The 19743-nt window shown below is 60.9% G+C and carries 12 protein-coding genes; 7 read left to right on the top strand and 5 right to left on the bottom strand.

Annotation, left to right across the window (positions count from 1 at the left end):
- The first annotated feature begins 9 nt into the window (after positions 1 to 9).
- From scpA to KY084_RS03515, 4 genes are all read left to right on the top strand, one after another.
- Positions 10 to 2163 carry a methylmalonyl-CoA mutase gene (scpA, locus tag KY084_RS03530; protein WP_219237042.1) on the top strand — a complete coding sequence of 718 codons (2154 nt, stop codon included), beginning with the start codon at positions 10 to 12 and terminating at the stop codon, positions 2161 to 2163.
- A gap of 98 nt (positions 2164 to 2261) precedes the next feature.
- Entirely contained in the window at positions 2262 to 3275 is a 1014-nt protein-coding gene (gene bioB, locus KY084_RS03525) for a biotin synthase BioB (protein WP_343227944.1), read from the top strand.
- A 366-nt stretch (positions 3276 to 3641) separates the two neighbouring features.
- Positions 3642 to 5669 carry an acetyl-CoA carboxylase biotin carboxylase subunit gene (locus tag KY084_RS03520; protein ID WP_219237041.1) on the top strand — a complete coding sequence of 676 codons (2028 nt, stop codon included), beginning with the start codon at positions 3642 to 3644 and terminating at the stop codon, positions 5667 to 5669.
- Between the two features lie 331 nt (positions 5670 to 6000).
- Positions 6001 to 6666, top strand: coding sequence for a TylF/MycF/NovP-related O-methyltransferase (locus KY084_RS03515; RefSeq protein WP_219237040.1), 666 nt, complete (start codon positions 6001 to 6003; stop codon positions 6664 to 6666).
- Between the two features lie 47 nt (positions 6667 to 6713).
- Here KY084_RS03515 and KY084_RS03510 read toward each other — a convergent pair whose 3' ends face one another.
- Complete coding sequence (locus KY084_RS03510) at positions 6714 to 7814, bottom strand: family 43 glycosylhydrolase (protein ID WP_219237039.1); 1101 nt, start codon at positions 7812 to 7814, stop codon at positions 6714 to 6716.
- Positions 7815 to 7908: 94 nt separating this feature from the next.
- Positions 7909 to 10578 carry a TonB-dependent receptor gene (locus KY084_RS03505; RefSeq protein WP_219237038.1) on the bottom strand — a complete coding sequence of 890 codons (2670 nt, stop codon included), beginning with the start codon at positions 10576 to 10578 and terminating at the stop codon, positions 7909 to 7911.
- A 394-nt stretch (positions 10579 to 10972) separates the two neighbouring features.
- Here KY084_RS03505 and KY084_RS03500 point away from each other — a divergent pair, with 394 nt between their 5' ends.
- A complete protein-coding gene (locus KY084_RS03500) occupies positions 10973 to 12127 on the top strand; it encodes a hypothetical protein (RefSeq protein ID WP_219237037.1) in 1155 nt (384 codons plus the stop codon).
- 36 nt (positions 12128 to 12163) lie between these two features.
- Here KY084_RS03500 and KY084_RS03495 read toward each other — a convergent pair whose 3' ends face one another.
- Positions 12164 to 13120, bottom strand: a complete 957-nt coding sequence (locus tag KY084_RS03495; RefSeq protein WP_246586831.1) for a Gfo/Idh/MocA family protein — start codon at positions 13118 to 13120, stop codon at positions 12164 to 12166.
- Between the two features lie 180 nt (positions 13121 to 13300).
- Between KY084_RS03495 and KY084_RS03490 the strand changes: the two genes are divergently transcribed.
- Positions 13301 to 15115, top strand: coding sequence for an IlvD/Edd family dehydratase (locus KY084_RS03490; RefSeq protein WP_219237035.1), 1815 nt, complete (start codon positions 13301 to 13303; stop codon positions 15113 to 15115).
- Positions 15116 to 15170: 55 nt separating this feature from the next.
- Positions 15171 to 16793: a sodium/sugar symporter gene (locus KY084_RS03485; RefSeq protein ID WP_219237034.1), complete on the top strand. Its 1623-nt coding sequence runs from the start codon at positions 15171 to 15173 to the stop codon at positions 16791 to 16793.
- Between the two features lie 107 nt (positions 16794 to 16900).
- On the opposite strand, the gene KY084_RS03480 is transcribed toward KY084_RS03485, so the two are convergent.
- Entirely contained in the window at positions 16901 to 18505 is a 1605-nt protein-coding gene (locus KY084_RS03480) for a sulfatase family protein (protein WP_219237033.1), read from the bottom strand.
- Positions 18506 to 18521: 16 nt separating this feature from the next.
- On the bottom strand, positions 18522 to 19688 hold the full coding sequence (locus KY084_RS03475) for a cellulase family glycosylhydrolase (protein ID WP_219237032.1): 1167 nt from the start codon (positions 19686 to 19688) through the stop codon (positions 18522 to 18524).
- Positions 19689 to 19743 lie beyond the last annotated feature (55 nt).

Below are 19743 nucleotides of genomic sequence, written 5' to 3'. Positions count from 1 at the left end.
GACAAGCGAATGACCGACAAGAAAACAACGCTGGATGCTTGGCAGGCGGCGGCTTCGAAGGAGACGAAGGGCCGCGATCTGACCTGGCATACGCCAGAGGGGATCGACGTAAAACCGCTCTATACCGGCGCGGACACGCAGGGCTGGGACGCAGGGTTGCCCGGATTTCCGCCCTATACACGCGGCCCCTATGCCAGCATGTATACCGGGCGCCCCTGGACGATCCGCCAATATGCGGGTTTTTCGACCGCCGAGGAATCGAACGCCTTTTACCGCCGCAACCTTGCTGCGGGGCAGAAGGGGCTGTCGGTCGCGTTCGACCTTGCCACCCATCGCGGTTATGACAGCGATCACCCGCGCGTCACCGGCGATGTGGGCAAGGCGGGCGTCGCCATCGACAGCGTCGAGGATATGAAAATCCTGTTCGACCAGATTCCGCTCGATGAAATGAGCGTGTCGATGACGATGAACGGTGCGGTGATCCCGTGCCTTGCCTTCTACATCATCGCGGCGGAAGAGCAGGGCGTATCGCCGGATAAACTTTCGGGGACCATTCAGAACGACATTCTGAAGGAGTTCATGGTCCGCAACACGTACATTTATCCGCCGCAGCCGAGTATGCGGATCATCTCCGACATCTTCGCCTATACGGCGGAAAAGATGCCGCGCTTCAATTCGATCTCGATCTCCGGCTATCATATGCAGGAGGCGGGGGCGACGCAGGTGCAGGAGCTTGCCTTCACCATCGCCGACGGCATCGAATATGTGAAATATGGCGTGGCGTCGGGCCTCGATATCGACAAGTTTGCAGGCCGGCTGAGCTTCTTTTTCGCGATCGGTATGAACTTCTTCATGGAGGTGTCGAAGCTGCGCGCCGCGCGTACGCTGTGGTACAATGCCATGACGAAGCTGGGCGCGCAGTCCGACCGGTCGAAAATGCTGCGCACCCATTGTCAGACGAGCGGCGTCAGCCTCACCGAACAGGACGTGTACAACAACGTCATCCGCACTACGATCGAGGCGATGGCCGCAATGGTGGGCGGGACGCAGAGCCTGCACACCAACGCGCTGGACGAAGCGATCGCGCTTCCCACCGACTTTTCCGCGCGCATCGCCCGCAATACGCAGATCATCCTTCAGGAAGAAACGGGGATGACCAACACCGTCGATCCGCTGGGCGGCAGCTATTATGTCGAATCGCTGACCAAGGAACTGGTCGACAAGGCGCAGGAGATTATCGACCGGGTCGAGGGCGAAGGCGGCATGGCAAAGGCGGTCGCCGCCGGCTGGCCCAAGGCGATGATCGAAGAAGCCAGCGCTGCGCGCGCTGCTCGCGTCGATCGCGGCGAAGATACCATCGTCGGCGTCAACAAGTTCCGACCAGAGACCGAGGAGGCAATCGAAATCCTCGACGTCGATAACCACAAGGTGCGTCAAAGCCAGATAGCGCGGCTGGAGCAGGTGCGTGCGAATCGCGACGAGGCGAAGTGTCAGGCCGCGCTCCACGCGCTGCGCGACGGCGCGAAGGGCGAGGGCAATCTGCTCGCGCTCGCGGTCGATGCGGCGCGCGAACGGGCGACTCTGGGCGAGATCAGCCTTGCGATGGAGGATGTGTTCGGCCGCTACGACACCATGCCGACGCCGGTGAAGGGGGTGTATGGCGGTGCCTATGGCAGCGAACGTAAATGGGAAGCGCTGAAGGAGGGTGTCGCCGCGACCGAACGGCGGCTGGGCCGCAAGCCCAAGATGCTGGTCGCCAAAATGGGGCAGGATGGGCATGATCGCGGGGCGAATCTGGTGTCGTCCGCGTTCGGCGACCTTGGCTTCGACGTGACTGCCGGGCCGCTGTTCCAGACGCCGGAAGAGGCGGTCGCCCTTGCATTGGAACGCGATGTCGATGTGATCGGCGCGTCCAGCCTTGCGGCGGGCCACAAGACGCTGATCCCGCAACTGATCGACCTTTTGAAGGAAAAGGGGCGCAGCGATATCCGGGTGATCGCGGGCGGTGTCATCCCCTCACAGGACTATCAATTCCTTCGCGATGCAGGCGTGCAGGCGATTTTCGGCCCCGGCACCAATTTGACCGAAGCCGCGCGTGAGGTACTGCGCCTTTTGGGCCACAACATGCCCCCCGAAGACGAACTGAACGAGGCAGCCGAATGACGATGAATGAAACAGCCAGTGCTCCTGCGCAGGCAGGAGCCCAGGGTTCGGGGCGTAGCGTGCATGGCTCTGGGCTCCTGCCCGCGCAGGAGCACGCCGTGCGTACCGACTGGACGCGCGCGGAAATCGCCGCGCTGTTCGACCTTCCCTTCACCGAATTGCTGTTCCGCGCCGCCGAAGTGCACCGCGCGCACCATGCGGCGGGTGAGGTGCAGCTTTGCACGCTGCTGTCGATCAAGACGGGCGGCTGCCCCGAAGATTGCGGCTATTGCTCGCAATCCGCGCATGCCGATAGCGGCGTGAAGGCGACCAAGCTGATGGACGTGCGGCAAGTGCTGCAATCGGCGGCGCAGGCAAAGGATGCAGGGTCGAAGCGGTTCTGCATGGGCGCCGCCTGGCGCAACCCCAAGGACCGCGACATGCCCGCGATTGTCGAGATCGTCGAAGGCGTGCGCGCGATGGGCATGGAAACCTGCATGACGCTGGGGATGCTGACGCCGTCACAGGCGGCGCAGCTGAAGCAGGCGGGCCTCGATTATTACAATCACAATATCGACACCGCGCCGGAAAATTACGCGAATGTGATTTCAACGCGCAGCTTTGAAGAGCGGCTCGAAACGCTCGACAATGTGCGCTCAGCGGGGATCAACGTCTGTTCGGGCGGGATCGTCGGCATGGGTGAGACGCGCAGCGACCGGGTGGGCTTCGTCCATGCGCTCGCGACGCTGGAACGCCATCCCGAAAGCGTTCCGGTCAACGCGCTGGTGCCGGTAAAGGGCACGCCGCTAGGCGATATGCTCGCCGATACGCCACTGGCGAAGATCGATGACATCGAATTCGTTCGCACAATCGCGGTGGCGCGCATCACCATGCCGCTGAGTATGGTGCGTCTGAGCGCGGGGCGCGAAAGCATGAGCGAGGCGACACAGGCGCTGTGCTTCATGGCGGGCGCGAATTCGATCTTTACCGGCGACAAGCTACTCACCGCCGCCAATGCCGGCGACAATGCCGATGCCGCGCTCTTCGCCAAGCTGGGCTTGCGGCCGATGGAGAGCGAAGAGCCGATGCGCAGCGGATGCGACTGCGCGCCGCAGGTTGAGGCGGCGGAGTGACTTCCTCTCCCTCCGACATCCCTGCCTTGAGCCAGGGTCCAGCTTCTTCTTCTCTTCAGTATGCGAAAGGAAGCTGGATGCCGGATCAAGTCCGGCGTGACGAGATTAAAAGAGTGATAGTCAAATGAGCAATGGCCGCATATTTGCAGTCATTGCTTTTGCTCTGTTCACAATAGTCTGCATCGCTTGGCTTATGTTGGCGTGGGTGTCGGTGAACTTGTTGAGTTTTCCATGCTCGAGCCCAGAGGTTCCTGAGCCCTGTTCGGAAGTCGTTCCAAGAACATTCTTTTTAAAGGCGCTGTTGCCCACACTCGTCGTTTGGGCTCCTGTCGCTTGGTTTACATTTCGTCGATGGGAAAAACATTGATGTTCAAAAAGATACTAATCGCCAATCGTGGAGAGATTGCCTGCCGGGTCATGCGCACGGCGAAGAAGATGGGGATCGCCACCGTTGCGGTTTATTCGGATGCCGATGCGCGCAGCCCTCATGTGTTGATGGCGGATGAGGCGGTTCGGCTTGGGCCGGCGCAGGCCTCGGAAAGCTATCTGAAGGCCGAGCTGATCCTCGACGCGGCGAAGGCGACCGGCGCCGATGCGATCCATCCGGGGTACGGTTTCCTTTCGGAGCGCGAAAGCTTTGCCAAAGCCTGCGCGGACGCTGGCGTCACCTTTATCGGCCCGCCCCCCAATGCCATCGCGGCGATGGGCGATAAGATCGAATCGAAGAAGCTGGCGCGAGAGGCTGGGGTGAATGTTGTGCCCGGTTTCGTCGGCGAAATCCGCGATACCGACCATGCCGTCGAGATTTCGAACGACATCGGCTATCCGGTGATGATGAAGGCCAGCGCAGGCGGCGGCGGCAAGGGGATGCGCCTCGCCTGGTCCGAAAAGGATGTCCGCGAGGGCTTTGAAGCGACCAAGCGCGAAGGGCTGGCCAGCTTCGGCGACGACCGCGTGTTCATCGAGAAGTTCATCGAAAGCCCGCGCCATATCGAGATTCAGGTGCTTGCCGACAAGCATGGCAACGCGCTGTATATCAACGAACGCGAATGCTCGATTCAGCGCCGCCACCAGAAGGTCGTCGAGGAAGCGCCATCCCCCTTCGTCGACGAAGCGATGCGCAAAAAGATGGGCGAACAGGCGGTCGCGCTGGCACAGGCGGTCGGCTATCACAGTGCGGGTACGGTCGAACTGATTGTGTCGGGCGCGGACAAAACCGGCGAGAGCTTCTATTTCCTTGAAATGAACACCCGGCTTCAGGTCGAACATCCGGTGACGGAGGCGATTACCGGCATCGATCTGGTCGAACAGATGATCCGCGTCGCTTATGGCGAAAAGCTGCCGTTCACGCAGGACGATATCCAGATCAACGGCTGGGCGATCGAAAACCGCGTCTATGCCGAGGACCCGTATCGCAACTTCCTGCCCTCGACCGGGCGGCTGGTTCGCTATCGCACGCCGGATGCGGCTGCGCATCAGCAGCCGGTGGAGAATGCCGACAGCGCCTATATCCGCGTCGATGACGGCGTGGCCGAGGGCGGTGAGGTCAGCATGTTCTATGACCCGATGATCGCCAAGCTGGTGACATGGGCGCCGACGCGGGAAGAAGCGATCGATGCGCAGATCGTCGCGCTCGACCGGTTCGAGTTGGAAGGGCTGGGCAACAATGTCGATTTCCTCTCCGCGATCATGCAGCATGAGCGGTTCCGCGAAGGGCGGCTGTCGACCGGTTTCATCGCTGAGGAATATCCGGAAGGGTTTCACGGTGCTCCGGCCGATGCCGAGCTTACCGAACGGCTGGCGGCGCTCGCCGGGCTGCTCGCCAGTATCGAAACGGCGCGAAACGGCCTGATCGACGGGCAATTGTCACCGCGTCCCGACGAAACGCTCGCGCGGCGCGAATGGGTCGTGCGGATCGACGGCGACGATCACCGCGTGACGGTAAAGGATGGCGCGGTCGAGGTGGGCGGTACGCCGTTGGATATTGCCGTCGACTGGCTGCCCGGCCGCAAGCTGGTCGAGGCGCGGTTCGGCGAGGACGTGCTCGCCGTGCGCGTCGAGCGTCGCCGTACCGACTGGCGCTTCACAACGCGTGGAAGCAGCCACGCCATACGCGTGCTGTCGCCGCGCATCGCCGAACTTGCCGGACATATGATCGAAAAACAGCCGCCCGATCTTTCCAAGCTGTTGCTGTGCCCGATGCCGGGCCTCGTTACCCGGATCGAGGTGGAGGAAGGCGAAAAGGTCGAGGCGGGCCAGCCGCTCGCGGTGGTCGAGGCGATGAAGATGGAAAACATCCTGCGCGCCGAAAAGTCGGCCGTGGTCAAATCGCTCAACGCAAGGCCGGGCGACAGCCTGGCCGTCGATGCTGTAATCATGGAATTTGAAGGGTAGGGCGGGACCGGCCCGAACCTTCGCGCTGAGGTCTCGCCGAAGCCGCCGCCCAAGTCCGCCTCACCGCCATCGCCTATGCAAGCGCACGATCAACATTCTCATAATAGCAGCCTGAAAAGGATGCCGGCCAGATCGAAGCTGGCATCGGCAACGCCAAACATTCAGAAAATCTGGCTATCGCAATGCGATCCGCCCATCCGCGCACAGGTTCCCAGGAAATTTTTTCCCGCCTGCGGCGATGCCGGATCGAGGCTTCACCCTACAATGCAAACAGCGACGCTGCGCAAAGCGTGCCGTGTCCTGTGTTTCATGCACCCGCGAAAGACACCGCATGTCCTATATCCCCTTGCCCGCCGATGCCGCCGCCGAAGCAGAGAACAGTTTCTATTTACGCGGAAGCATAGGCCGCATGGGCAAGCTGCTCGCGCATCTCGACCTCTATCGACAGATTGCGGATTTGCCCGGCGCATTGGTGGAACTGGGCGTTTACAAGGGCGCATCGCTCATGCGCTTCGCCATGTTCCGGGCGTTGCTCGAACAGCAAACGAGTCGCGAGATTCACGGATTTGATGCCTTTGGCAGCTTTCCGCGTGGCGGTGTGGAGGATGCGGGCGACCGCGCCTTTATCGAGCGGTTCGAAGCGGAGCGCGGCGAAGGGATTTCATGCGACCTGCTGGATCAACTCTTCGCCGAAAAGTCGATCGGTAATGTCGCGCTGCATCAGGGCAATGTGTTCGAAACGCTTCCCGACCTTCTGGCGCGCCGCCCCGAATTGCGCGTTGCGCTGCTCCACCTCGATATGGACGTGTACGAACCCACCGCCTTCGCGATCGAGCAGCTTGTGCCGCGCATGGTGCCCGGCGGGCTGATCCTGATCGACGATTACGCGCTTGTCGCTGGCGCAACCCGGGCTGCAGACGAATTGGTGGCGGCAAGGGGGCTGAAGCTGGAGAAACTTCGCCACTATGCCGTCCCCGCTTTCATTCGAATGCCTTGAGCCGATCGCGGTAAGCGCGAGTTATACCAACGGGCAAATCAAGGCAGCTACTTGCCTCGACTGTCGGAGGCAGCGGCCGTTGAAGTGCAGGACGCGGCTTTAAGTGGCGCGCGCGGGGGCGGGCCGTCAGACATTTGAATCGGTGCGATGCGGCCGTCGTCCAGATAGTGGATCGCTTCGATCGCCACTTTACGCGCGCCGACATATGGTCCGGGACCGGGGCCGCGCTCCCAGCGGTGATATGCGATGAACCAGCGGCCGGTGCTCGGATCGCGGACGAAGGAGTGATGGCCTGGCCCCTGATGGGTCGCATCCGCGGTCAGGATCGCGCCGCGATAGGTCCATGGCCCGGTTGGTCCGGGTGCGGTGGCGTAGTGCACTGAATAGTCTGGCCCGTTCCAGTGCCCGTGACTGTAGGAAAGATAATAGACGCCGTCGCGAACGTGCATGAACGCGCCTTCGGTAAATTGCGGCGGGGTTTCGACCGGGATTTCGCGCGCAATCTCGGTCATGTCCGGTTTCAGTTCGAATATGCGCAGCTTCGCGCCGGCGCTGCCGCCGGCATAGAGATAAGGAATGTGGCTCGCTGGATCGATGAACACCATCGGATCGATCGCTTCAAACCCGTTACCGCCGGTGAGCAGCGGCTTTCCGCTGTCGCGAAACGGACCGGCGGGGCTGTCCGCCACGGCGACGCCGATCCGGCTGGGGGTCGGATTTTGCGGACCCACCGAATAATAGAAATAATAGCGTCCGTTCGCCTCCGCCAGGCTGGGCGCCCAGAGCGCGTGGAATTTGGCACCATCGTCCTTGATCCAGCCGATATCCTTCATATCGAGGATGCGCGATCCCCGCTTCCAGTGTCTCAGATCAGGTGATGACCATGCGTACAACCGGTCGGCGGCCCACCCGGTCTTTGGATCGATGGCGTGGGTCGAATACAGCCACCAGCGCCCGCACGCGCTGACCAGATCGGGATCGGCGCCCACGAACAGCGGATTGTGCGGCGAAGCAACCGGTGCCTTGTCGGTCGCACTGCCGGACAGCTTGTCCTGTGCAAGCGCGACTGGCGATGCGAATATTGCGGCGGCGATGAGCGGGAGGAATCCAGCGCTGGCAGGGCGAAGGCTGGTGAAAGATAAAGGCATGGACGATCCCGGCGAAGAAGGAGGGGGGACGGTTCTGGCAGGCCGTAGACGGACCCGCGACAGGGGCTATCATGATAGCCCCTGTCGCATCGCGTCAAATCTTCATGCGGATACCGATGGAATACGTCGTTCCATCGTCGCGGTAATCGACCGGCATCCATGTTTCGTTGTAATAGCTCTTATATTTGTTGTGCAATATGTTGGTGCCGCCGATATCGACGCGGATCGCATCGTTGATGTCATAGCCGAGGCTGAAATCAAGGCGGCCGCCCGCGCGGACATAGTCAAGCACCGTGGCCTGCTCATCATCGGCCGTGCTGTCGGTCAATTCACGCAAGGTAATCGTGCCAGTAGCATCGGATTCGTAATATTTGGACCGGTATGTGTAAACGACACGGCCCGAAATTCCGTATTTTTCGAACAGCAGGCCAGCGTTGAAATTATACTTCGAAACGCCCAGCACCGGGTAACCGGCCAGCGTATCGTCACCGCCGATTTCGGAATCGATATAGGTGAAGTTCCCGAAGGCCCCCAGCCCGGAAAGCGCACCGGGAAGGAAATCGAAGAAGGTCTGTCCGCTGATTTCCACGCCCTTCAACGACACCTTGCCGACATTGCGTGGTCGGCTGATATTATAGACCTGCCCGGAAATTTCTTCGGTCTGTGCCTGATTCACGACGCGGTCCTGAATCGTGCGATAGAACAGCGCCGCGGCAACGAAGCCATGGCGGAAATAATATTCCAGCGTGGTGTCGTAGCTGTCCGAAACCTGGGGCTTGAGGTACGGATTCCCGGCAGAGCCGGAGTTGATGACGGCCGGATTGGTCGAAACGACATAGCTCAGCCCCGGATTCAGCTCGCTGAAGCCCGGTCGCCGCATCGTGCGGGCATAGGTCGCGCGCGCCTGCAGCCCGCCGCCGAACTGAACACGAACACTGGCATTCGGGAGCCATTTCGTGTCATTGGTGTCGACAGCGACGGGGACCACTTCATCATCGACAATGCCTGCACCGGCGATCGAACGGTCGGTCTTGGCCAGTCGCATGCCGATCAGGCCATCGGCTGAGATCGTATCGCCAAGGTCGAATTTATAGGCGGTCTGAAGGTAGGCGGCGTAGGTTTTCTCGCTCGCCTTGAACCGGCGTTGCGGTTGATAGTCCGGATCGCCCAACGGCGCGCCGTAGAGCGCGCGAAGCAGGTCGCGGCCTTCTTCGCTGCGCAGATAGTCGGGGTCGGGACCGACGGCTGACGCGCCATTGTTCATGCGATCGACACCGGGGATGGTGACGAAGAAATCGTCGGGGACATTGCCTTCAACCGGAGTCACCAGGTCGCCACCCGGCGCACCGGTGTTGAGCACCGCTTCCTGATACAGCGCCGAGCGGTCGGCAAAGCGGGCCCCGTATTGCACATTTTCCAGGAAACCGAGTGCTCCGTCGAGATCATAGGTGACGTCGACTCTCGACTGGAACAGATCGCCGTTGGATTTCGAAAAGGTCTGGTTCAGTCCATGCCAGAAAGACCATCCGCTGGTGTCGTTTCCTGCATTGTCGGCTACCGTCGCCGTCCCGCCGCCATCGACGTCCGGGGCGTAATCAACGGTAATCAGCTTGCCGACATCGACGATGAACGCTTCGTGCCGCGCAGTCGATTTCTGATAGGCGACATCCAGCTTGATCTGCGATTTGTCGCCGTCATATTTTAATCCCAGCGCGCCCATATAGTTGTAGTTACGGTCGCGAAACGACTGCATTGAACTGTTGAGCGGGACATTGGTGAATGTCGCTGATTTCAGGCTGCACAGATTCTGGGTGGTGTAGGCGCCGGCGGCGAGTTGCTGCGCGTTCGGGTTTGCCTGGTTTGCGTTGGCCACGCGCGCGTCGATGCAGTGATCGCTGTCGACGACGAGGTTCGAAATCGTCGAACCGCCGACTGCGAAGAAGGGGATCGCCTGATAGGATGCCTGCGTGTCGCCTTCATATCCGGTGAAAAGTCCGTCGGCATAGACCTGTAATTCAGGCGTCGCCTGCCACTGGATGGAGGCGTTGACTTCCGGCCGGTCATATTTGCCATAGGTGTTGACCGCACCGTAATTGAGCGGTGTGACTACCCCGTCGATATTGTAGAGCGAACCCGAAAGCGTGCGGCGCAGCCCGTTGAACGTGATGGGCCGGTCGAAATCAAACTTGGCATAGCTGGCGTTCACCAGCACGCCGATATCGCCGATCCCGGTGTGCCAGGTTTTCGTGGCAAGGACGCTGAACTGGGGATTCAGCTTGTCGGCATTGTTTTCGTAATTGCCGCGCGCTGTGGCAACGATGGTCGGCTTGTCAAAGTTGAACGGTTTGTTCAACTGCATGTTGATGGTGCTGGCGATGCCGCCTTCGATCAGGTCGGCAGTGTTCGTTTTGACAACATCGACACGCGCCAGCGCCGTTGCCGGCAAATCCTGAAAGGCGAAGCCGCGGTTCGTAGTGGAAAATATCTCCCGTCCGTCCAGCGTGCTGGAAATGTCCGACAGGCCACGGACCAGAACGCCGCTGATCTCGTTATTCGATCCCACCGTCACCTGAACGCCTGGAACACGCTGAAGCGCGCCCGCGGTGGTGGGGTCGGGAAATTTGCCGATATCCTCGGCAACGATCGAATCGACCACCTGAGGCGAATCGCGCTTTATTTCGGCCGCTTTTTCCAGACTGCGGCGGATGCCGGTAACGACGATGTCATTGGACGTATCCGCTTCGGCGGAGGCGTCGTCCGTCACGGATTGACTGCGCTTCTGCGGGCTCGCAGCGGGGCTTGCCGCGCTTGCCTGCGAATCGGATTGATTGGCCGTTTGCGCACTTGCGGCCCCCGCCGCCAATAGTGCGGCGATCGACGCCGAACAGCACGCAAATGTCTGAAACTTCATAAAATCCCCTCCAAAAAACACCTATGGTGATTTGCCGGTCGCTGGTTTTTATATGATTTATCTTGGCAACGGACGTTATACTATTTATCCGATTTTTAAGGGTGGTCAAGCGGGATGGTCGCCGGGAATGTCGCTTTTGGGCGGATTGGCGGCAGAGTCGAAGCGAATTCGGCATTGCGCGCATGCGGGGTTTTCCGCCCGCGATAAATTGAAAGAGCCGATACAGAAAAAGAGAGGGAGAAACGTCATGAAAGCATTTGTAGCCGCAGCGGCGGCGCTTGCCATGCTGGCGCCGTCAGCGGGGCGGGCAAGGGTGGCGGCCGGGCCTCAGGCGGTCGCGTCTTCCGGAGCCCTGGGCGCGAATTACAACGAGCATTTCGAGGATGTCGATTATCGCGACCTTGAGAAGGCGCAGACCCACTGGGTGCGGATTTTCCTGCCGATGCCGCAGATCGATCGCGATGGCGCGGCGGGTCACGGCGCGGTGCAGACCATTCTCGATGCGCACAAGCATGGCTATCACACGCTCTTCACCCTTAAATGGCCTTATAACCGCAGCGCCTTTCCAAAGGCTGGCAGCAAGGAGATGAAGCGCGAACTGGCGCGACTGGATGAAGTCCTGCCGCTGGTAGTCGGTAAGGTCGATATTCTGGAAATCGGCAACGAGCCGTTCATCGAAAGCCTGAAAGAGGATCGCGGCGCCGATCTGAACGCCTTTTACGAGACGATGGCGCGCCATGTGATCCAATGGCGCAAGGCGCATTGTCCCACGGCGTGCGCCACGCATCTCTATATGGGGTCGCTTACCCGACTTGAGTTTCCGAAGGATCAGACGGCGACGACCGAGCGCTGGATGACGTTCGTCAAGAACACGCCGGAAATCGACGGCGTGGATATTCACCCGCACGTTTCGGACATTGCCCAGTCAAAGGCCTATCTTGATTATGTCCTGCCACGGATGCGCGCCGACCAAAAATTCATATCAACCGAATTTTCGCTGATATGGTGGTGGAAGCAGCAGATGAAGAAACCGGTCGCGCCTGCCTTTGCGCGGATGTACCACCTGCCTTCCGGAACGCTGAACTGGCAGGTTATCGCCGACGCGCTCGCCAATCCTTTCGGTAAATCGGAATGGGACGATTTTCTGGCGCTCAGCCCGTGGTTTGAGACGCGGCGTCACTATCTCGTCAACCAGATGAAGCTGTTTCGCGATACCGGTCGGCTGGAAGTGGCTACCTATGGCTTCAAGCAGGGCAGCTCAATGTCGGCCGATTTTGGTCCCGACAAAGACCCCTGGCTTATAAACAGCGTATTCGCAGCGCGATCGGTCCATGCCAATCCTGATGGAAGCGCAGCCTATGGCTATGGCTGGATACAGGATTTCCGCGCATTGCAAAGATGAGCCGCCGCAGCGCGCCTGATCGCTGCCAGAGGGCGTTCAGGCGCGCACCATAGCGGGGTCAAAGTAGAACGGCGCCACCCTGCGCCGTCTGCCGGTTGAAAGGGCGTCGGAGACGATCCGCAGGGGCCGATCATCCACATCGCTTGCGCCGCTGCGCACCAGTTCGGCGAACCGCTGATACAGGCGGGCATATTCGCGATCCGCGCCGCATTCGCGCTCAACGCCGTCAATGGCAAGGATGCGTCCGCCCTCGCGCAGTTCGAGCACGTCTTGCTCGGTCTCCACCATGATCGTCCAGGTCTGTTCGCCGGTTTTCAGAAAATCGAATTCTGCATGTACGGGTGCGCTTCCTGCCACCATCGCAAGCTGTGCGGCGATTGGACACTGGCGATTTTCGGGAACGTCAAGCTCCGCGCGCTCCACCCGCACGGGAGCTGGGCAAATATGGGTCAGGATCGAAAGCGCGTTGATCGCGGGGTCAAAGACGCCGAACCCCCCGGCATCCAATATCCATTCCTGATTGGGGTGCCAGCGGCGAATGTCTTCGCGCCAGATGATGCGGACCGCCTGTATCGTGCGCGAGGAGAGCCATTCGCGCGCGGCGGAAACCGCGTTCGCTTCGCGCGAATGCCATGCGGTGAACAGCCCGACGCCCGCCACGAGGGCCTGAGCCGCGAGATCGTCGAGTTGCGTCAGCGTGGCGGCCGGCGGCTTTTCCACCATGACTGGAAGCCGCGCGGCGATGGCTTGGGCCGCGATCAGGTGCCGTCCCGACGGGGGCGTGGCGATCGAAATGGCGTCGATGTCGTGACCGCCAGCGAGCATTTCGGCAACATCGCGATAGGCGGGAATACCAGCGATGCTGCCGTCCCGGCTGGCCGTCGCCACCAGGTCGAAATCGGGCGAGGCGGTGATCGCGGGTACATGCTGGTCACGCGCGATTTTGCCGATGCCGATCAGTCCGAGGCGGATTTTGGCGCCATTCCTTTCCAAAAATTCCGCCATACATTCCGACCATTTCCGAGATTTATACGATTTATATGTTCCTAATCGGATCACGGGTCGCTATCAAGTCGAACGATAAGAACGGGGCCGGAGCGGCAAGCTTGAATCGGCGAAAGGCGACGGGTCCGACGACGGATAATCGTGAAAAGCAGAGGGGACAAAGCCAGTATGAGCGGCAATGGAAAAGGAAGCGTCGGAACGGCGGGGGGACTGCGTTCGCGGGCGTGGTTCGATAACGCGGCCAATCCGGATATGACCGCGCTTTATCTTGAGCGGTACCTGAATTATGGGCTGTCGATCGAGGAACTGCAGTCGAACCGGCCAGTGATCGGCATCGCGCAGACCGGCAGCGATCTGGCGCCGTGCAATCGTCATCATGTCGTGCTGGCACAACGGGTGAAGGACGGTATTCGGGAAGCGGGTGGCATCCCGCTGGAATTTCCGATCCATCCCATTCAGGAAACCGGCAAGCGTCCCACCGCCGGGCTGGACCGCAATCTGGCTTATCTCAGCCTGGTCGAGGTTCTGTATGGCTATCCGATTGACGGGGTGGTGCTGACGATCGGGTGCGACAAGACGACGCCGGCCAGTCTGATGGCCGCCGCGACGGTAGACATTCCTGCGATTGCGCTATCGGTCGGCCCGATGCTTAACGGCTGGCACAAGGGCGAGCGCACCGGGTCGGGCACGATCGTCTGGAAAGCGCGTGAGATGCTCGCCGCCGGAGAGATCGATTATAAAGGCTTTATCGCGCTGGTCGCGTCTTCGGCACCATCGACCGGTTTCTGCAACACGATGGGCACCGCGACCACGATGAATTCGCTGGCCGAGGCGCTGGGCATGTCGTTGCCCGGTTCGGCGGCGATCCCGGCCCCCCATCGCGACCGGCAGGAATGCGCATGGGAAACCGGGCGCCGCGCCGTGGAAATGGTTCGCGCCGACCGCAAGCCGTCGGATATCCTTACCCGCGAAGCGTTTCTGAACGCGATCCGCATCAATTCGGCGATCGGCGGGTCGACCAATGCCCCCATCCATCTCAACGCAATTGCGAGGCATATGGGCGTCGAACTGACGCTGGCCGACTGGGAACAGCACGGCGGCGACATCCCGCTGATGGTCAATCTGCAACCCGCCGGGGAATATCTGGGCGAGGATTTCTTTCGCGCCGGGGGTGTTCCCGCGGTTGCGGGGGAACTTCTGCGCAACGGATTGCTCAATGCGGATGCATTGACCGTCAACGGTTCGACCATCGGTGAAAATTGCGCTGATGCGGAGATTGCCGATCGCGATGTCATCCGCCCCTATGCAGCGCCACTGCGCGAAAACGCGGGGCTGATGGTATTGAAGGGCAACCTTTTCGACGCGGCGGTGATGAAGGTGTCGGTCATTTCCGACGAATTCCGTGACCGGTTCCTGACGGACCCCGATGACCCGATGGCGTTCGAAGCGGGCGTCGTCGTATTCGACGGTCCGGAGGATTATCACGCCCGCATCGATGATCCCGCGCTCGGCATCGACGAGCGCACGATTCTGGTCATGCGCGGGGCGGGGCCGAACGGCTATCCGGGCGGTGCGGAGGTGGTCAATATGCGTCCGCCGGCCGCGCTGATCCGCGCGGGCATAAGCAACCTGCCCTGCATGGGGGACGGGCGTCAGTCGGGAACGTCCGGCTCTCCCTCCATCCTGAATGCTGCTCCCGAAGCAGATGCGGGGGGCGGGCTGGCGTTGCTGCGCACCGGCGACAGGGTGCGGATCGACCTGCTCCGACGCCGCGCCGATGCGCTGGTGGATGCGGATGAATGGGAGCGGCGGCGCGAAAAATTCGTCGCGGACGGGGGCTATGCCTCACCGCCGTCGCAAACGCCGTGGCAGGAACTGGCGCGGGAGCATACCGGTCAGTTCGACACCGGTGCGGTGCTGGAACCGGCGGTCAAATATCAGAAGATCGCCAGCAGCTTCGGCGTGCCGCGCGACAGTCACTGACGCCGAAAGATACAAATAATAAAACCTGAAAACCGGTTGGGAAGGGGAGGTCTGAATGCATCTGGCAACGATCGACGCAATCATCGTCATTGTTTATTTCGTCGCTATTTTCGGGCTGGCGCAATTCGTTTCTCGGGAAAAAGCGGGGCATAGCAAGGATTCGTCCGACTATTTCCTCGCGTCCAAGAATTTGCCGTGGTGGGCGATCGGCGCATCGTTGATCGCGGCGAATATTTCGGCGGAACAGATCGTCGGCATGGCCGGGTCGGGCTATGCCATCGGACTGGCCATAGCGTCCTATGAATGGATGTCGGCGCTGACCATCCTGATCGTCGGCAAGTTCTTCGTTCCGATCTTCCTCGAAAACCGCATCTACACGATGCCGCAATTTCTGGAGCAGCGCTTCGGCCCGACGATCCGCACTATCATGGCGGTGTTCTGGCTGGCGCTGTATATTTTCGTCAATCTTACCTCGATCATCTGGCTCGGCTCGATCGCAGTGATGCAGGTGACGGGCATAGACCAGAATGTCGCGCTGGTGGCGCTGGGCGTATTCGCGCTGCTGTATCAAATTCGCGGCGGGTTGAAGGCGGTGGCGTTGACCGACATCGTGCAGGTAACGCTGCTGGTGTTCGGCGGGCTGGTCATCCTTGCGATCACCCTGGGCAGGATCGGCGGCGATGGCGGGATTCTGGCCGGTTTTTCGACGCTTTCGCATCGCCTGCCCGAGCATTTCAAGATGATCCTTGCGCCCTCCAGCCCCTTTTACAAGGATTTGCCCGGCATCTCGGTTCTGGTTGGCGGGATGTGGATCGCCAATCTGTCCTATTGGGGCTTCAACCAATATATCATTCAGCGTGCGCTGGCGGCGAAATCACTGGGTGAAGCGCAGAAGGGTGTCGTTTTTGCAGCGTATCTGAAGCTGCTGACGCCGCTCATCATCGTGGTTCCCGGCATTGCCGCCGTGCTGCTTGCCCCCGATCTCGCCAAACCGGATGAGGCATATCCCGCGATGATGCGCCTGCTTCCCAGCGGGTTGCTGGGCCTTGTCTTCGCCGCGCTGGTCGCCGCGATCATTGCGTCCACCGCATCCAAGATCAATTCGATCGCCACCATCTTCACGCTCGACATCTATGCCAAAATCCGCGGCGAGCGTAGCGAGGCGGAGGACGGCGCGCCCGCCCCGGTGGGCGAGGAACAGCACCTTGTACGGGTGGGGCGCATCAGTTCGACGGTCGCATTGATCCTGGCACTATTGAGCGCGCGCCCGCTGCTGGGCAGCCTCGACCAGGCGTTCCAATATATTCAGGAATTTTCGGGGTTCGTCACACCGGGGATAACCGTGATCTTCCTGCTTGGCCTGTTCTGGCCGCGCGCGAGCGAGGCCGGCGCGCTGACCGGTGCTGTCGCTTCGGTGGCGATCAGCCTGCTTTTCTGGTGGCCGACGGCGTGGGGCGGGTTCGCGGCGCTCAACGGCATCCCGTTCATGAACCGCATGCTGATCGTGTTCTTCGCGGCACTGGCGCTGGCAATGGTGGTTTCGCTGCTCCGCCCCGGATCGGCGGATGCCAACCGCATCCGCACCACGGGCATCAGCTATCGCACATCGCCTGTTTTCAACGGGCTTGCCATCGGAGTGGTCTGCATTCTGGTGGCGCTTTATGCGACCTGGTGGTGAGGGGTAGACGCCGCTTGATCGCAGGAAAGTAAGGATCAGTGTTCCGCGCCGGCAAAACCCGTTGAGGGGAAAGGCCGGCGCGGTTTGGGTTTGAAACCTGTCGCGGATCAGCCGGGACGGGTGCGCGACCCGTCCAAAATGGTGTCGAGCCGCGCCAGCATGGTTCTGGTCCGGTCGGGATAGCGCGCGGCAAGGTCCACGGTTTCCCCCGGATCATTGGCAATATTGAAAAGCGCGGGCACCGGTCCGTTGCCGATCTCGTTGCCGTGAAACGAACTGGGCTGACCCAGCGGCTTGATAACCTTCCAGTCGCCCGCAACCAGCGCGAAGATGCTGTTCGAGTGTTTTTTAAGGTTGTCCTCTTCAGCGATATTGGTGCTGGTATCTTCGACCACATATTCGCGCCCGCTGCGCGTTGCGCCAATGAAGGCGGGAAGCAGGTCGAAGCTGTCGACCGCCGCATCGTGAGCCAGTGTCTGCCCCGTCAGGGCGGCCATGGTGGCGAAGATATCGACATGATCGACCAGCGCGGGTGATTCGACGCCCGCCGGGACCGCATCGGGCCAGCGTACGATGAAAGGCACCATCAACCCGCCATCATAGATCGCATATTTGCCGCTGCGGAACGGGCCGGAAGGGCGATGTTCCCCGACCTTCTGCACCGCATCGTCATTATAGCCGTCATTGAGCACCGGGCCGTTATCGCTGCTGAGGATGATCATCGTATCGTCCAGCACGCCGAGTTCGTCGAGCTTCGCGACCAGCGCGCCGACCACCCAGTCGAATTCGGCGATGGCGTCACCGCGCGGACCCAGGCCGGTCGTGCCCTGAAACCGCTTCGCGGGTACACGCGGCACATGGATTTCACTAGCGGCAAAATACATGAAGAAGGGTTGATCGCCCACGACCTTTTCGAACCAGTCAGAAGCCTTCGCCACCAGCGTGTCGGCGATATCCTCATCCTTCCAACGCGCCGAATGGCCGCCGCTCATGAAACCGATGCGGCTGACGCCGTCGACGATGGTTCCGTCATGTCCGTCATTCGGCGTCATCCGCAAAAGCTCGGGATGCTCGGCGCCGGTCGGATCCTTGCTGATATTGTCGGTATAGCTGACCTTTATCGGATCAGCGGGGTCGAGATTGACGACATTATGCTGTTCGATGAACACGCTGGGCACGCGATCGAGCGTTGCCGGGAAATAATAGGCATAGTCGAAACCGATCTCCAACGGGCCGGGCGCAATCCGGCCGTTCCAATCGAGGTCGCCCGAGCCGAGACCCAGATGCCATTTGCCGACCACCGAGGTCGTGTAGCCCGCGCCCTTCAGCATCGATGCGATGGTCGGCTTTCCCGGCGGGATCAGTGCAGGAGCGTCACCCGGCAGGATATGCGCCCCTTCCTTTCGCCAGGCATATTCGCCCGTAAGCAGCGCGTAGCGGGAAGGGGTGCAAGTGGCCGAGGGCGCATGACCGCGCGTAAAGCGCAGGCCCTGCGCGGCAAGCCGGTCGATATTGGGAGTGGGCACCGCCGTGCCGCCATAGCAGGAAACGTCCTGATAGCCGAGATCGTCGGCATAGATGATCAGGACATTGGGCTTGCGTTTTCCTGCTTTCGCGGCGCGTGCAAAGGCGCGGCCTGCGCCCGTCATCCCCATCGCGACGGTCAGGGCGGTGCAGCCAAGCAGGCGGCGGCGGGTCATCGATCCGGTCATGATGCTTGTTTCCTCCTTACTGGCCGTCGGCTTTGGCGGGGAGCGCGCCGAAGTCCGCCGGGATCGGCTTTTCGGGCATGTCCAGCGTCGGATCGCCGGCGATCGCGCGTGCGTCGGCCAGACTGGCGACCGAACCGTCGGGCCAGACAAGGCCGTTCACCGTGCCCTTGAACCGCTGAACTTTCAGATATGCGCGCTTGACCATTAGCGACCAGAAGAAATTGCCGATGTGATACTGGCGCACATCGTGCGCGAGCGGGCCATAGGAAATGCCTGCGTCACCGCTCGTCACCGGCTCATCCGCCCATCCGCTGCCGCCGGAGCGGATCCGCTGCCATTCGGTCAGCCAGACCGGTATCCCTGCGCGTTTGCCCAGCGCCATCGCTGCGGCGACATTGCTGCGGAACGAGGCGTCATCCTGGGGAAAGTTGTTGTGAAACTGAAGTATGTCGAGGCCAAGGGGGACGAATTTTTCCGCGACGTCGAGCGTGTTGGTCCCGATCGTCAGCGGGACGGTCCCTTGCACAGCCTTTGCGGTGCGGAACATGTCCATGGCGAAGGGAAGCGTCGCAACCTTTTGTCCGCGATATTGCGGTTCGTTCATTACCTCGATCGCGAGCAGGCGGTCGTCATCACCGTACCGCTTCATGAACCAGCGCACGAATTTGCGCGGCGCTTCCCAACGTGTGTTGTCCGCCGCGATCGCGCGTGCCGGGGAAAGGATGGCAAAGGCGGTACGCGGATCGGTGGACCACATATTCGCCTGGGTCGGTTCCTCGCCGACATTTTCGAACAGCGCGACAAGGATGCGGATATGGTGCGCCTTGGCCGAGGCGAGAAACGAATCGAAATTGGCAGCGAACTTTTCCGGGTCCATCTGCCAATATTCATAGCTGGCCCATACGCGCAGCGAATTCAGGTTAAGCTCACGCGCATATCCCAGATCGCGATCCGCCTCCGCGCGGGAGAAATTCTTCCACATCTGCGGCGCGTTCCAGGCACCAGCGGGTACGTAGACGGCGCCGCGCACATTGCCGGGATCGTCCACCCGAACAACCGGTTGCGCGTATGCGGGGGCGCTTGCGATCATTCCGCCGGTCAGCGACAGAAGCCCTGCCGCAAAGGCCGTACGCATCGGCAAGCCGCGAAAAATCCTGTCGTGCCGTCGCGTTTTTTCAAACATCCTCTTCCCCTTCGTCGTTCATTGCCGCCGTCAAAAGCGGCGCAATCATTTAGCA

The organism is Stakelama flava (genome assembly GCF_019351405.1).
Taxonomy (GTDB): Bacteria; Pseudomonadota; Alphaproteobacteria; order Sphingomonadales; family Sphingomonadaceae; genus Sphingomonas; species Sphingomonas flava_A.
The sequence above is the reverse complement of the archived record's forward strand: the minus strand, read 5'-3'. Positions and strand labels throughout refer to the sequence as shown.

Bases quoted from the DNA above. Each gene is read 5' to 3' on its own strand.
- scpA (WP_219237042.1), top strand. From the start codon at position 10: ATGACCGACAAGAAAACAACGCTGGATGCTTGGCAGGCGGCGGCTTCG.
- KY084_RS03520 (WP_219237041.1), top strand. From the start codon at position 3,642: ATGTTCAAAAAGATACTAATCGCCAATCGTGGAGAGATTGCCTGCCGG.
- KY084_RS03515 (WP_219237040.1), top strand. From the start codon at position 6,001: ATGTCCTATATCCCCTTGCCCGCCGATGCCGCCGCCGAAGCAGAGAAC.
- KY084_RS03510 (WP_219237039.1), bottom strand. From the start codon at position 7,814: ATGCCTTTATCTTTCACCAGCCTTCGCCCTGCCAGCGCTGGATTCCTC.
- KY084_RS03500 (WP_219237037.1), top strand. From the start codon at position 10,973: ATGAAAGCATTTGTAGCCGCAGCGGCGGCGCTTGCCATGCTGGCGCCG.
- KY084_RS03490 (WP_219237035.1), top strand. From the start codon at position 13,301: ATGAGCGGCAATGGAAAAGGAAGCGTCGGAACGGCGGGGGGACTGCGT.
- KY084_RS03485 (WP_219237034.1), top strand. From the start codon at position 15,171: ATGCATCTGGCAACGATCGACGCAATCATCGTCATTGTTTATTTCGTC.
- KY084_RS03480 (WP_219237033.1), bottom strand. From the start codon at position 18,505: ATGACCGGATCGATGACCCGCCGCCGCCTGCTTGGCTGCACCGCCCTG.
- KY084_RS03475 (WP_219237032.1), bottom strand. From the start codon at position 19,688: ATGTTTGAAAAAACGCGACGGCACGACAGGATTTTTCGCGGCTTGCCG.